The 14,276-nt window shown below is 65.8% G+C and carries 13 protein-coding genes; 7 read left to right on the top strand and 6 right to left on the bottom strand.

The window, feature by feature from the left end; genetic code table 11:
* Positions 1 to 123: 123 nt before the first annotated feature.
* The 4 genes from M2D63_RS22710 to M2D63_RS22695 form a co-directional block, all read right to left on the bottom strand.
* A complete protein-coding gene (locus tag M2D63_RS22710; protein ID WP_285865305.1) occupies positions 124 to 324 on the bottom strand; it encodes a hypothetical protein in 201 nt (66 codons plus the stop codon).
* A gap of 183 nt (positions 325 to 507) precedes the next feature.
* Complete coding sequence (aguA, locus tag M2D63_RS22705; protein ID WP_285865304.1) at positions 508 to 1,614, bottom strand: agmatine deiminase; 1,107 nt, start codon at positions 1,612 to 1,614, stop codon at positions 508 to 510.
* Positions 1,615 to 1,674: 60 nt separating this feature from the next.
* Complete coding sequence (aguB, locus tag M2D63_RS22700; protein ID WP_285865303.1) at positions 1,675 to 2,553, bottom strand: N-carbamoylputrescine amidase; 879 nt, start codon at positions 2,551 to 2,553, stop codon at positions 1,675 to 1,677.
* A gap of 182 nt (positions 2,554 to 2,735) precedes the next feature.
* Entirely contained in the window at positions 2,736 to 5,642 is a 2,907-nt protein-coding gene (locus M2D63_RS22695; protein WP_285865301.1) for an aminotransferase, read from the bottom strand.
* Positions 5,643 to 5,808: 166 nt separating this feature from the next.
* Between M2D63_RS22695 and rfbB the strand changes: the two genes are divergently transcribed.
* Genes rfbB through M2D63_RS22660 form a run of 7 tightly spaced genes read left to right on the top strand, consistent with a single transcriptional unit; the run spans position 5,809 to position 12,888 of the window.
* On the top strand, positions 5,809 to 6,891 hold the full coding sequence (rfbB, locus tag M2D63_RS22690) for a dTDP-glucose 4,6-dehydratase (RefSeq protein WP_285865299.1): 1,083 nt from the start codon (positions 5,809 to 5,811) through the stop codon (positions 6,889 to 6,891).
* Positions 6,888 to 7,763, top strand: a complete 876-nt coding sequence (rfbA, locus tag M2D63_RS22685) for a glucose-1-phosphate thymidylyltransferase RfbA (RefSeq protein WP_285865298.1) — start codon at positions 6,888 to 6,890, stop codon at positions 7,761 to 7,763. Before rfbB ends, rfbA begins: the two co-directional genes overlap by 4 nt.
* Positions 7,760 to 8,305, top strand: a complete 546-nt coding sequence (gene rfbC / locus M2D63_RS22680; protein WP_285865296.1) for a dTDP-4-dehydrorhamnose 3,5-epimerase — start codon at positions 7,760 to 7,762, stop codon at positions 8,303 to 8,305. The genes rfbA and rfbC overlap by 4 nt, the downstream gene beginning before the upstream one ends.
* Positions 8,302 to 9,177, top strand: a complete 876-nt coding sequence (gene rfbD, locus M2D63_RS22675; protein ID WP_285865295.1) for a dTDP-4-dehydrorhamnose reductase — start codon at positions 8,302 to 8,304, stop codon at positions 9,175 to 9,177. The genes rfbC and rfbD overlap by 4 nt, the downstream gene beginning before the upstream one ends.
* Before the next feature lie 35 nt (positions 9,178 to 9,212).
* A complete protein-coding gene (locus M2D63_RS22670; RefSeq protein WP_285865294.1) occupies positions 9,213 to 11,027 on the top strand; it encodes an ATP-binding protein in 1,815 nt (604 codons plus the stop codon).
* The gene (locus tag M2D63_RS22665; protein WP_285865292.1) at positions 11,024 to 12,436 is read left to right on the top strand and encodes a sigma-54 dependent transcriptional regulator; all 1,413 of its coding nucleotides are present in this window, start codon (positions 11,024 to 11,026) and stop codon (positions 12,434 to 12,436) included. The genes M2D63_RS22670 and M2D63_RS22665 overlap by 4 nt, the downstream gene beginning before the upstream one ends.
* The gene (locus M2D63_RS22660; protein ID WP_285865290.1) at positions 12,433 to 12,888 is read left to right on the top strand and encodes a YiiD C-terminal domain-containing protein; all 456 of its coding nucleotides are present in this window, start codon (positions 12,433 to 12,435) and stop codon (positions 12,886 to 12,888) included. Before M2D63_RS22665 ends, M2D63_RS22660 begins: the two co-directional genes overlap by 4 nt.
* Here M2D63_RS22660 and cysQ read toward each other — a convergent pair.
* Positions 12,877 to 13,704, bottom strand: a complete 828-nt coding sequence (gene cysQ / locus M2D63_RS22655) for a 3'(2'),5'-bisphosphate nucleotidase CysQ (protein ID WP_285865288.1) — start codon at positions 13,702 to 13,704, stop codon at positions 12,877 to 12,879. The two genes, M2D63_RS22660 and cysQ, sit on opposite strands and share 12 nt — an antisense overlap.
* Positions 13,701 to 14,267: an ADP compounds hydrolase NudE gene (gene nudE / locus M2D63_RS22650; protein WP_285865286.1), complete on the bottom strand. Its 567-nt coding sequence runs from the start codon at positions 14,265 to 14,267 to the stop codon at positions 13,701 to 13,703. Before nudE ends, cysQ begins: the two co-directional genes overlap by 4 nt.
* Between the last annotated feature and the right edge of the window lie 9 nt (positions 14,268 to 14,276).

The raw sequence follows: 14,276 nt of genomic DNA, 5'->3' as shown, positions 1-14,276 counted from the left end.
CTTGCCCCGCGATGCGGTTTGGCAGATAGACCGCAATCGCGGGGCAAGCCCGCTCCCACAGAGGCATGAAAAAGGGCGGCACTGCTTACGCAGTGCCGCCCTTTTGTGTTTTCGCCAGACCCGTCAGCTGACGCTGTCACCCAGCAGCGCTTCAAGCTCTGCATCGGTAATCAACCCTGCTGGATAGCGTGCCAGCAATGCACGTCGTGGTTCGGTCTTCCTGACCCGGTTGGCTCCATTGTTCTTCAACCACTGCGCCACTCGCCGCAGCGCGTCGTGGTTCATTGCCGATGGGGGCGAAGCCGGCTCACTTACTGCATTCATTTCGACACGTACTCCCGGGGCCGTGAGCGGCTAACCTACTGGAACTTTGTGACAGAACAGTGCTGCCCTATCTGTTTGAAATACAATGCAAAACAAATACAAGAGGTGTGCCAGCGCACACGCCGGTTGTCGTCCGCCCAATAAAAAAGCCCGTCCTGGGACGGGCTTTCACTTTGCGCACATTCAGCCTTTGGCGGGTGCCGGCTGCTGCTGGGTCAGGCAGTGGATGTTGCCGCCCCCCAGGAGCATCTCGCGGCCCGGGATCATGACCACTTCATGCTCGGGGAACACACGCTCAAGAATCGCTCTAGCCTCGGCATCTGCCGGGTCGTCGAAGCTCGGGGCGATGATGCCGCCGTTGACGATCAGGAAGTTGACGTAGGAACCGGCCAGGCGAACCGACGGGTTACGCTCCTGGCTACCGGCCACCGGATCGACGCCCGCGCACTCTTCTTCAGTGGCGTACAGCGGTCCGGGAATCGGCATCTTGTGCACGATAAACGGGCGACCCTTGGCATCACGGCTGTTCTGCAGCACCTCGAGTGCGGCGTGGCAGCGTGCATAGTTGGGGTCTTGCGAATCATCTGTCCAGGCCAGTAACACTTCGCCCGGGCGTACGTAACAACAGAAGTTGTCGACGTGGCCGTCGGTCTCGTCGTTGTACAAGCCATCGGGCAGCCAGATGATGGTGTCCACCGCCAGGTGGTCGCGCAGCACCGCTTCGATCTGCTCGCGGTTCAGGTGCGGGTTGCGGTTGTGGTTGAGCAGGCATTCTTCGGTGGTGATCAGGGTGCCTTCACCGTCGACGTGAATCGAGCCGCCCTCAAGCACGAAGCCTTCGGTGTGGTAGCGCGGGCAACGCTCCATTTCCAGCACCTTGCTGGCCACTTGCTCGTCGCGGTTCCACGGCGCGTACAGGCCGCCCTCGAAACCACCCCAGGCATTGAAGCCCCAATCCACGCCACGGACTTCGCCGCTGTCGTTGATGACGAAGGTCGGCCCGGTGTCACGCACCCAGGCGTCGTCGTTGCTGATTTCCACCACGCGGATATTCGCTGCGTCCAGGCGCGCGCGGGCGTTGTCGTACTGGCCGGCCGATACGGCCACGGTGACCGGTTCGAAACGGGCGATGGCCTTGGCCAGCGTCACGTGGGCGGCCTGTACCGGTTTGCCGCCCAGGCGCCAGTTGTCCGGGCGCTCGGGCCAGACCATCCAGACCTGGGTTTGCTTCGCCCACTCGGCGGGCATATGGAAGCCGTCGGCGCGCGGGGTGCTGGTCAGAGTTTTCATGAGTGAACCTTTGCAAGGCCCGACGCCGGCACCGTGGCCCGCGTCGAGGTCATTGAATGATCAGGATTCCAGCGCGCCATCGAGGGTCTTCACCGGGCCGTACAGGTTTGGACGGCGATCACGGAAAGTGCCCCAGGCGCTGCGGGTGTGCTCCAGCTTGTCGAGGTCGAAAGTATGCACCAGCACGCCCTCTTCGGTCTCGTTGAGCTCCTGGACTTTTTCACCGAACTGGTTGGCGATGAACGACGAGCCGTAGAAGGTGATGTCGTAGCCGTCCTGCTCTTCGGTGCCGATGCGGTTGCTGGCGATCAGCGGCATCAGGTTGGCACCGGCATGGCCCTGCTGCACACGCTGCCAGTGGTCGCGCGAGGAGATGGTCTTGTCATGCGGCTCGCTGCCGATGGCGGTCGGGTAGAACAGCACTTCGGCACCCAGCAGCGCCATGCTGCGGGCGCACTCCGGGAACCACTGGTCCCAGCAGATGCCCACGCCGATTTTCGCGTAGCGGGTCTGCCAGACCTTGAAGCCGGTGTCGCCCGGGTTGAAGTAGTACTTCTCGTGGTAGCCAGGGCCATCCGGGATGTGGGTCTTGCGGTACACGCCCAGGTTGCTGCCGTCGGCATCGATGATCGCGATGCTGTTGAAACGGGCACGCCCGGCCAGTTCGAAGAAGCTGATCGGCAACACCACTTGCAGCTCCTTGGCCAGGGCCTGGAAATGCTCGATGGCGGCGTTGGTTTCCACCGGCGTGGCCAGTTGCAGGTAGTCCGGGTTCGGCTTCTGGCAGAAGTACGGGGTTTCGAACAGTTCCTGGATCAGGATGATCTGCGCGCCCTTGGCGGCCGCTTCGCGGACCAGCTTCTCGGCGTTGGCAAGGTTGGCCTGGCGATCCCAGGTGCAGGCCATCTGGGTGGCGGCGACGGTAACGGTGCGGCTCATGAAAACCTCCTCGAAAGGTGACCGGGCCGCCTGAATATGCCAGACGACCGATGACAGTAAGTGGTGCTGGAGGCATTTATATCCGATAAATATCGGCTTTGGTAGTGACGAAAATAAAATTTCAGCCACAAAAAAGCCGCTTAAGCCGATAACAATCGACTTAAGCGGCTCTGGTTCAAGGGTTACAACGCGTCTGAAAGCACTTTGTCGATGCAGTCGACGAAGTAGTCCACGCTGGCCCGGGTGGTGCACATCGGCGGCTTGATCTTGAGGATGTTGAGGTAGTCGCCGGTGGGCTGCATGAAGATGCCCAGCTCGCGCAGGCGGTTGCACAGTGCGGTGGTTTCTTCGGTGGCCGGCTCCAGGGTCGAGCGGTCGCGCACCAGTTCAAGGCCCAGGTAGAAGCCCGAGCCATGCACGGCACCGGCCAGCGGATGTTTATCGACAAGTTGCTGCAGGCGCGCCTTGAAGTGCCTGCCCACATCGCGGGCGTTGTCCCACAGGCCTTCCTCGCCCATGACATCGAGCACCGCCATACCGATCCGGCAACTGACCGGGCTGCCGCCGGCCGACGAGAAGAAGTACCCCTCGGCTTCCAGCGCCTCGGCGATTTCCCGGCGGGTGATCACCGCGCCCAGGGGATGGCCGTTGCCCATGCCCTTGGCCATGGTGATGATGTCCGGCACCACGCCCTGCTCCTCGAAGCCCCAGAAGTACTCGCCCAGGCGGCCATAGCCGACCTGCACCTCGTCGGCGATGCACACCCCGCCCGCGGCGCGGACCTTCTCATAGGCCTGCTTGAGGTAGCCCGGCGGCAGGGAAATACCGCCGGCATTGCCATACACCGGCTCACAGATGAAACCGGCCAGCTGCCGGTTTTCACCCGCCAGGGCATCGAGCTTGGCGTCGACATCGCGCAGGTAATCAGCCGCGCTCTGCTCACCGCGATAGGCGCCCCGGTAGGTGTTGGGCGCAATCACCGGATGCACCCAGTCGGGCCGGGTGCTCAAGGCCTGGGGGTTGTCGGCGATCGAGGTGGAAATCGCATCGGTGGCCACCGACCAGCCGTGATAGGCCTCCAGCACGCTGAGCATGTCGCGGCCACCGCTGTAGGCCCAGGCCAGGCGGATCGCCAGGTCGTTGGCCTCGGTGCCGCTGTTGACCAGGAACACCCGGTCCATGGAGTCTGGCGCCAGTTCCAGCAGGCGCTCGGAGAACTCGGCAATGGCCGCGTAGTGAAAGCGCGAGTTGGTGTTGAGCAACGACCATTGTTTGGCTGCTTCGCTGACCATGCGCGGATGACCGTGGCCGAGGACGGCGACGTTGTTGAGCATGTCCAGGTAGGAGCGGCCCTGCATGTCGATCAGGTAGTTGCGCCAGCCACGCTCGATATGCGGCGGTTGCTGGTAGTAGTGCTTCTGCGAGCGGGCGAAGCTGGCATCGCGACGCGCCAGCAACTGCCCGGCGTCGACCAGCGGCGCGGCCTCGCAGGCAAAGCCCAGCAGGGCTTGTGGCGACGGGCACAGCACTTGCCAGGCCGCAGCCCGTGAAGGCACGACGAACGGTGGTGGGCACAGGCCCGGCACCCGGCACAGCTGGATCGACAGTACGCCTTCGGTGCGGCCCAGAGGCTGCCCGGCGCTCAGTTGCGTACCCGGCTTCGGCGCATCGACCAGGCCACGCAACCAGAGGCTGCACTGCTGGCCTTGCAGGCAACCCTGCCCGTCTTCGGTCTGCGACCAGGTGCCTGCCCAGGGCGCTTGCAGGGTGCTGCCCGCCGGCACCTGGAGCTCGACGTGCAGGGCAAGGGTCGCGGGTTCCTGCGGATTGTCGATATGGGTCTGCGACAGTCGGTACTGGCCATAGAGCGTGCACGCCGCGCCCTGTTCGCCCGCCTGCTCGCGCAGCAGTTGCTGGTCGATACCGTCCTGCTCCCAGTTGCCTGCCTGGAAATGCTCGCTGAGCACGCCCAGGTCCACCGCAGTGACGGCGCTGCCCTGCACGCCAGGCAGCAGGGCAACGGCGTCGAGCGGCGAGGCCGGCACAGCAATGCCAGCTGCCTGGAGAATTGCCGCCTCCATCAGCTCGAACGGCACGCTGGTCGCCACCTCGAAGATTTCCCACTCGTGGGCCAGGTTGTCACGGCTGTAGCTGTTGCCCGGATCGACACTCAGTTGCTGTTCGCTGCTGAGCACCAGCACCGCGGCACGCGCCACCACCAGTGGCCACAGCGCCCGCAGCTCGGCCTCGGTCAGGGGGTTGAGCGCCTGGTAGGCCTGGACCGCAGGCAGGATGCGCAGCGGATCGCCTTCGGCATGGTGCAGCAAGGCCGCACAGGTCACCGACAGGTCGGCGATCCGCCAGGTGTGCAACAGGTCGCCGAAGTCGATGACGCCCTGCAGTTGCCATTGGCGCTGTTCATCGCGCTGCCAGACCGCGTTGTCATCGGTGATGTCCAGGTGCACGGCCTGCATCGGCAGATGTTCGACCAGGGGTTGCAGGCGTTGCTCGGCTTTGCTGGCGGCCGCCAGCACGCGCGCCTTGCGCGGGCCGTCGGCGAGCACCGGCAGCAGGTGGGCGATCAGCGCCGGCGCATGGCGCGGGTCCCACTGCAGGGTACGCTCCAGCCCGGGATGGCTGAAATCGGCCAGGGCCTGGTCGACACGGGCACAGAGCCGCCCGAGCTCGGCAATCAGCTGCGGCTCCATGTACTTGAGGCGGGTCAGCGACTGGCCCTCGATATAGTCCAGCAGCCGGGCACGAATGGCCTGGCCATTGACGTCCAGGGCCAGCAGGTGCTCGCCCGAACCTGCCACAATCACCGCCGGCACCGGCAAGCCACGCTCGCGCAAGTAGCCCAGGGCCGCATGCTGGGCTTCCAGTTCGGCCACGGCATAATCACCGTGGCAGATTTTCAGCACATAGCGCCCCTGGGCACTGTCGACGCGAAAGTTCAGGTCTTGCTGGCTGCCCAGTGACTGCAACGCGCCGCTGAGCCCATAGTGCTCCTGCAGGACGTGCAGGGCCTGCTGTTCGCTGACGTCGGGGCAGGGCTGACTGGAGCGGTGGATCAGGGTGGTGAGCGGCATGGGGGGGACCTCGTTTTTTTTTGCTGCTTATATCGCCACTGCTTGTGCCGATAAGCAAGCACCGCCGGAAAAAGGCGATGAGCAACGAGGCCGGGGCACATGGCGTAAACTGTCCAGCAGCTAGGCTTCACCAGAACATCCGCAGATTCGCCAAAGGTCACTGGACATGCGCATTCTCATCACCGGCGGCGCCGGCTTCATCGGCTCCGCCCTGATTCGCCACCTGATCGGCGCCACCGAACACGAGGTGCTCAACCTCGACAAGCTGACCTACGCCGGCAACCTGGAATCGCTGGCCAGCATTGCAACCGATACCCGCTATGAGTGGGTCCAGGCCGACATTGCCGACCAGGCCAAGGTCAGCGAAGTGCTGCAACGCTTCCAGCCCCAGGCGATCATGCACCTGGCGGCAGAATCCCATGTAGACCGCTCGATTGACGGCCCGGCAGCGTTCATCCAGACCAACATCGTCGGCACCTACGCGCTGCTCGAAGCCACCCGCGCCTACTGGCAGGCGCTGCCTGCCGGGCAGCGTGAAGCATTCCGCTTTCTCCATGTGTCCACCGACGAAGTCTATGGCGACCTTCACCGCGCCGACGGGCTGTTCAGCGAAACCGCGCCCTACGCGCCAAGCTCGCCCTATTCGGCCAGCAAGGCGGCATCCGACCACCTGGTCCGCGCCTGGCAGCGCACCTACGGGCTGCCGGTGCTGGTCAGCAACTGCTCGAACAACTACGGCCCCTACCAGTTCCCTGAAAAGCTCATCCCGCTGATGATCACCAGCGCCCTGGCCGGCAAGCCGCTGCCGGTGTACGGCAACGGCCTGCAGGTGCGCGACTGGCTGTATGTCGAGGACCATGTGCGGGCGCTGCTCAAGGTGCTCGCCGAGGGCAAGGTCGGCGAGACCTACAACATTGGTGGCCATAACGAGCAGGAGAACATCGATGTGGTGCGCAGCCTCTGCGCCTTGCTCGAAGCGCTGCGCCCCGAGCACCCTGCCGGGGTCAGCCGCTACGCCGAACTGATCACCTACGTCGAGGACCGCCCGGGCCACGATCGGCGCTACGCCATCGACGCCGGCAAGATCGAGCGTGAACTGGGCTGGGTGCCTGAAGAAACTTTCGAAAGCGGATTGCGCAAGACCGTGCAGTGGTACCTGGACAACCTGGAATGGTGCCAGCGCGTGCAGGACGGCAGTTACCAGGGCCAGCGCCTGGGCAACAGCGACTTCAAGGACCTGATTGCATGACCAAGGGCATCGTCCTGGCGGGCGGCTCCGGCACCCGCCTGCATCCAGTCACCCTCGGGGTGTCCAAGCAACTGCTGCCGATCTACGACAAGCCGATGATCTACTACCCGATCTCGGTGCTGATGCTGGCCGGCATTCGCGAGATCCTGCTGATCTCCACCCCCCAGGACCTGCCCCAGTATCGCCAGCTGTTCGGCGATGGCAGCCAGTTCGGTATTGCCCTGAGCTATGCCGAGCAGCCGTCCCCGGACGGCCTGGCCCAGGCGTTCCTGATCGGTGAACAGTTCATCGGCGCCGACCCGGTGTGCCTGATCCTGGGCGACAACATCTTCCATGGCCAGGGCTTCAGCGAGCAGCTGCTGCGCGCCATCAACCACCCCAGTGGCGCGACGGTATTCGGCTACTGGGTCAAGGATCCGCAGCGTTTCGGTGTCGTCGATTTCGATGCACAGGGCCGTGCCCGCTCGATCGAAGAAAAGCCGTTGCGACCCAAGTCGAACTACGCCGTCACCGGCCTGTACTTCTATGACAATGACGTGATCGAGATCGCCAAGGGCGTCAAACCCTCGGCCCGCGGCGAACTGGAAATCACCGACGTCACCAACGTCTATCTGCAGCGCGGCGACCTGCGTGTCGAACGCTTCGGACGCGGCTTTGCCTGGCTCGACACCGGCACCCCCGACAGCCTGTTGGAAGCGGCGCAGTACATCCAGACCATCGAGCACCGCCAGGGCCTGAAAGTGGCCTGCCTGGAAGAAATCGCCTGGCAGAAAGGCTGGATCAGCCGTGAACAACTGCTTGAGCAAGCCCAGGCGCTGGGCAAGACCGACTACGGTCAGTACCTGTACAAACTGGCCGAAGAGCAACCATGAACCTCATTCCCACCGCCTTACCGGGTGTTCTGATTCTTGAACCCCGGGTGTTTGCCGACAGCCGCGGCTTTTTCTACGAAAGCTTCAATGCCCGCGCCTTCGAAGCCCTGACCGGCGTCAGCACCCGCTTCGTCCAGGACAACCATTCCGCTTCCAGCCGTGGCGTGCTGCGCGGCCTGCACTACCAGCTGGAAAACACCCAGGGCAAGCTGGTGCGGGTGACCCAGGGCGAGGTGCTGGATGTCGCCGTGGACCTGCGCCGCAGCTCGGCCAGCTTCGGCCAGTGGGTCGCGGTGACGCTGAGCGCCGAGAACCACCGCCAGCTCTGGGTGCCCGAAGGTTTCGCCCATGGTTTCGTGGTCATCAGCGAACGCGCCGAGTTCCTGTACAAGACCACCGACTACTACAACCCCGCTGCCGAACGCTGCATTCGCTGGGACGATCCGGACCTGGCCATCGACTGGCAGCTGCAACAGCCTCCCCTGCTGTCCGCCAAGGACCAGGCCGGCCAGTGGTTGCGCGATGCCGAGCTGTTTCCATGAAGCGCACCCAGCCGACCATCCTGATCAGCGGCCAGCACGGCCAGGTGGCCCAGGCGCTGCAGGCGTGCCTGGGCGACCTCGGCCAGTTGCACATGCTGGGGCGCGACCGGCTTGACCTTGCCCACCCCGACGCCATTCGCACGCAAGTACAGCGCCTTGCCCCGGACCTGATCATCAATGCCGCCGCCTACACCGCGGTCGACCAGGCCGAAAGCGAGCCGGAAGCGGCCTTTGCGATCAACGCCCGGGCCCCGGGCATCTTCGCCGAAGAAGCCGCCCGACTGGGCATTCCGTTGATCCACTATTCCACCGACTATGTGTTCGACGGCACCAAGGCCACGCCCTACACCGAAGCCGACGAGCCGAACCCCCTGAACGTCTACGGCCAGAGCAAACTGGCGGGCGAACGGGCCATCGAAGCCGTGGCTGGCCAGCACCTGATCCTGCGCACTAGCTGGGTCTATTCGCGCCAGGGCCGCAACTTCCTGCTGACCATGCAGCGCCTGTTGCAGGAGCAGCCGCAACTGCGCATCGTCGCCGACCAGATCGGCGCGCCGACCTGGGCCGGCACCCTGGCCAGCAGCACCCGCGCGTTGATCGAACGCTGGCTGGCCGGCCAACCCGGCGCCTGGGGCACCTACCACCTGACTGCCCGGGGCGAGACCTCCTGGTTCGGCTTCGCCCAGGCCATCGGCGCGCACCTCAAGGCCCGGGGCCTGCCCTGCGCCGAGTTGCTGCCGATCCCCTCGAGCGAGTATCCGACGCCCGCTCGCCGCCCGCTCAACTCGCGCCTGGACTGCAGCTTGCTGCAACGCCAGTGGCAGGTCAGCCAGCCGCACTGGCAGCAGGCGCTGATCGACTGCCTGAAGTAGCGCATAATGCGCCAGACCCTACTGGCGAAGTTGCGATGATCAAGATCCCCCCCCTTCCCCGCCGCCCTCGCTGGCGTAGCCTGGCCCTGCTGGCGATCTGCCTGGCGCCGCTGCTCTGGCCCCTGCAGCACCTTGCCGAACGCTATTACCAGGACGAACTGGCCGGACAGAACCGCCAGACCCTGGACCTGTACGTCGCCAACCTGCTGGGCACCCTGCACCGCTATGAAACCCTGCCGCAGATCCTCGGCGACCTGCCGGCCCTGCGCGCCGTGCTGGCCGACCCGCTGCGCCTGGAAACCCTGACCAACGCCAACCGCCTGCTCAAGGACATCGCTACCCAGACCGGCGCCGAAGTCATGTACCTGATGGACGCCAAGGGCAACACCCTGGCGGCCTCCAACTGGGACAAGCACGACAGTTTCGTCGCCCGCAATTTCGCCTTCCGCCCGTACTACAGCGAGGCCATTGCCGGTCGCCTGGGACGTTTCTTCGGCCAGGGCACGACCTCGGCCAAGCGTGGCTACTTCTTCGCCGCCGCGGTGCGCGACGGTGACGAAATCATCGGTGCACTGGTGGTCAAGGTCGACCTGGACCACACCGAGACCCTGTGGGGCAAGACCCCCGAACAGCTGCTGCTGACCGACCACAACGGCGTGGTGATCCTCACCTCGCGTCCGGACTGGCGCTTTCGCGCCACCCGGCCGCTGACCGAGGCCGAGCGCGAAGCCATCGTCGCCATCCAGCCCTACCCGACCCAGTCGCCCCAGCCGCTCAACCTCAACCGTGATGCCTGGCTGATCCAGACCCAGGCGATCGAGGAAACCGGCTGGCAGGTCAGCATCCTCGCCCCGCGAACCCTGATCGACCGCCCGGTGCGCACCGTGGTGGCTATTGGAGGCGCCGCCCTGCTGGTGCTGATGTTGCTGCTCGGTCTGATGATGCAGCGCCGCCGCCACTACATGGACCGCATCGATTTCGAAGCCCACGCCCGCCAGGAGCTGGAAAAGCGCGTGATCGAGCGCACCGCCGACCTGGAAGGCCTCAACAGCCGGCTGAAAAGCGAAGTGCTGGAGCGCGAACAGGCCCAGCAGGAACTGGTGCGTGCCCAGGACGAGTTGGTCCAGGCCGGCAAGTTGTCGGTACTGGGCACCATGTCGGCGAGCATCAGCCACGAGCTCAACCAGCCGCTGGCGGCGATCCGCAGCTACGCCGAAAACGCCGAGATCCTGCTCGACCACCAGCGCACCGAGGATGCCCGCAGCAACCTCAAGCTGATCAGCGAACTGACCGGGCGCATGGCGTCGATCATCGCCCACCTGCGTGCCTTCGCCCGCCGCGACCGCCACGCCCCTGAGAGCGTGGCGCTGCAGCCGGCGCTGGACGATGCCCTGGCCCTGCTGGCCAAGCGCCGCCGGGCCATGGCGGTGGAGCTGGTGCGCGACCTGCCCGACGCCACCCTGTGGGTCCAGGCCGGTGAAACCCGCCTGCGCCAGGTGCTCGGCAACCTGCTGGCCAACGCCCTCGACGCCCTGACCGAGAAGGCCAACCCACGTAAACTCATGCTCAGTGCCGAACAGCGCGAAGGCAACGTCTACCTGTACATTCGCGACAACGGCCCGGGTTTCAGCAGTGAAGCGCTGGCCCGCGCCCGGGAGCCGTTCTTCACCACCAAGACCCGCACCCAGGGCCTGGGCCTGGGCCTGGCGATCTGCGACACCCTGATGCGCGCCCTGGGCGGTGAGTTGCTGCTCGGCAACCACCCCGAAGGCGGCGCCTTGCTTACCCTGAAACTGCGCGTCGCCAAGCCCGGCGCCAACCTGCAATTCTCGGAGGACCCATCGGCATGACGACCGAGCCGCTCATCGACAGCCGCGTACAGGTGATCCTGGTCGACGACGACCCGCACCTGCGCCAGGCCCTGAGCCAGACCCTGGACCTTGCCGGCCTCAAGGTCCTGTCCCTGAGCGATGCCCAGGGCCTGGCCGGGCGCATCGAGCAGGACTGGCCGGGGGTACTGGTCAGCGACATCCGCATGCCCGGCATCGATGGCCTGGAGCTGCAGCAACAGGTACACGCCCGCGACCCGGAGCTGCCGGTGCTGCTGATCACCGGCCATGGCGACGTGCCCCTGGCGGTGCAGGCCATGCGCGCCGGCGCCTATGACTTCCTGGAAAAGCCCTTCGCCAGCGATGCCCTGCTCGACAGCGTGCGCCGTGCCCTGGCCCTGCGCCGCCTGGTGCTGGACAACCGCAGCCTGCGCCTGGCCCTGAGCGACCGCCAGGAGCTGAGTACCCGCCTGGTCGGCCAGTCGGCGCCGATGCTGCGCCTGCGCGAGCAGATCGGCGCCCTGGCCGGGACCCGTGCCGACGTCCTGATCCTCGGCGAGACCGGGGCCGGCAAGGAAGTGGTGGCCCGCGCCCTGCATGACCTGTCGAGCCGCCGCGACGGCCCCTTCGTGGCGATCAACGCCGGGGCCCTGGCCGAGTCGGTGGTCGAAAGCGAGCTGTTCGGCCACGAGCCCGGCGCCTTCACCGGCGCGCAGAAGCGGCGCATCGGCAAGTTCGAATTCGCCAACGGCGGCACCCTGTTCCTCGATGAAATCGAGAGCATGAGCCTGGATGTGCAGGTCAAGCTGCTGCGCCTGCTGCAGGAGCGGGTGGTCGAGCGCCTGGGCGGCAACCAGCTGATCCCGCTGGACATCCGCATCATCGCCGCGACCAAGGAAGACCTGCGCCAGGCCGCCGACCAGGGCCGCTTCCGCGCCGACCTCTACTACCGCCTGAACGTCGCACCGCTGCGCATCCCACCCCTGCGCGAGCGCGGCGATGACGTCCTGGTGCTGTTCCAGCATTTTGCCGATGCCGCCAGCGAGCGCCATGGCCTGCCGGCCCACAGCCTGCAACCGGCGCAACGGGCGATGCTGCTGCGCCACGGCTGGCCGGGCAACGTACGCGAACTGCAGAACGCCGCCGAGCGCTTTGCCCTGGGCCTGGAACTGGCGCTGGACGGCGAAGCCCCGCCCGCCCCGGGCGAACAGGCCGTGCCCCTGGGCGGCGGCAACCTCAGCGAGCAGGTCGAGCAGTTCGAACGCGCGCTGATCGCCGCCGAACTGGCCCAGCCCCACAGCTCCATGCGCAGCCTGGCCGAGGCCCTGGGCATTCCGCGCAAGACCCTGCACGACAAGCTGCGCAAGCATGGCCTGAGCTTCGCCGACAGCAACACCAGCACTGACGACCTGGAGGACAACCGCCCATGACCACGGACAGCCACTACCTCGAAGCGGTGCTGCACGGTGATATTCCCCTGACCCGCGAGATGGGCATGCAGGTGCTCGACTGGCAGCAACACTGCCTGCGCCTGCAACTGCCGCTGGAGCCCAACACCAACCACAAGAGCACCATGTTCGGCGGCAGCCTCTACTGCGCCGCCGTACTGGTCGGTTGGGGCTGGCTGCACCTGCGCCTGCGCGAGGCCGGGATCGACGATGGCCACATCGTCATCCAGGAGGGCCAGATCAGCTACCCGCTGCCGGTGACCGGCGCGGCCATTGCCCTGTGCCAGGCGCCGGAAGAAAAGGTCTGGGAACGCTTCGTCGCCACCTTCCAGCGCCGTGGCCGGGCGCGCCTGAACCTGCAGACCCAGGTCTGCAATGCGGGCAGTGACGAGGCCGCCGTGCTGTTCAGCGGCCAGTACGTGCTACATCGTTGAGGCCAGCTGCAGCAGCCGCTCGCGCCACGGGGCGGCGGCGGGCAGGGCGAGGAAGAAGGGGTTGAGCAGAGACTCGCGCGGCGGGTAGCTGAACACCTGACCATCGAGGTTGAGCACTTGGCCACCGGCGCCTTCCAGCACGCCCTGGGCGGCGGCGGTGTCCCACTGGGAAGTGGGTGCCAGGCGCGGATAGCAGTCGGCCGCGCCTTCGGCCAGCAGGCAGAACTTCAGCGAGCTACCGATATTGGCCAGCTCCAGCTCGCCCACCGCCGAACTCAAGCCGGCCAGCAGGGCTTCCTGCTGCGGGCTGGAGTGGCGCCGGCTGGCGACCACGGTGAAACGCTCACCGGCAGGTGGGGCGTTGCGAACGTTGATGGCGCTGGCCACGCCGTCGGCTTCTTCGAGCCAGGCGCCGATGCCGCTGCCACCGAAATAGCAGCGGCCATTGGTGGGAATCGCCACCACGCCAAATACCACCCTTCCTGCTTCGATCAAGGCGATGTTGACGGTGAACTCTTCGGTGCCGGCGATGAACTCCTTGGTGCCGTCGAGCGGATCGACCAGCCACCAGCGCTGCCATTGCTGGCGTTCGCTCAAGGGGATCTCGCAGTCTTCTTCGGACAACACCGGGATAGCCGGGGCCAGGGCCTGCAGCCCTTCGGCAATCACTTGATGGGCGGCCAGGTCGGCAGCGGTGACCGGTGAGGCGTCGGCTTTTTCCGTGACGGCCAGCTCGGCGCGCCAGAACGGCAATATGGCCTTACCCGCTTCACGGGCCAGCGTCACCACCGCCTGCATCAGTTGCTGGTCGTTCATGCGCCGAACACCCCGCGCTGGGTCAGCAGGTCACGCACCAGGTACAACGCCGCCAGCGCGCGGCCCTCGGAAAACTGCGGATGCTGGGCCAGGGCCGAGAGCTCGCGCAGGCTGACCTTGTCGACCCGCATCGGCTCCGGCTCGTCGCCCTCCAGGCGTTCTTCGTACAGGTCGGTGGCCAGCACCACCTGGATCTTCTGGCTCATGTAGCCCGGCGACAGCGACAGCTCCGTCAGATGTTCGAGCTGACGGGCGCCGAAGCCGGCTTCTTCCTTGAGCTCCCGGTCGGCCGCCGCCAGCACGTCTTCACCCGGCTCGATCAGGCCCTTGGGCAGGGACAGTTCGTACTCGTCGGTGCCGCCGCAGTACTCTTCGACCAGCACCGCATGCTCGGCATCGAGCATCGCCACGACCATCACCGCGCCATAGCCATTGCCGCGCCCCACCAGCCGCTCATAGGTGCGCTCGTTGCCGTTGGCAAAGCGCAACTGCACTGCCTCGACCCGGAACAGGCGGCTGCTGGCGACAATCTCGCGGGAAAGGACGGTGGGTTTCTGGCGCATGGGGCGGCT

The organism is Pseudomonas sp. BJa5, from assembly GCF_030272875.2.
Taxonomy (GTDB): Bacteria; Pseudomonadota; Gammaproteobacteria; order Pseudomonadales; family Pseudomonadaceae; genus Aquipseudomonas.
This window is presented reverse-complemented; position numbering and strand designations above follow the sequence as displayed.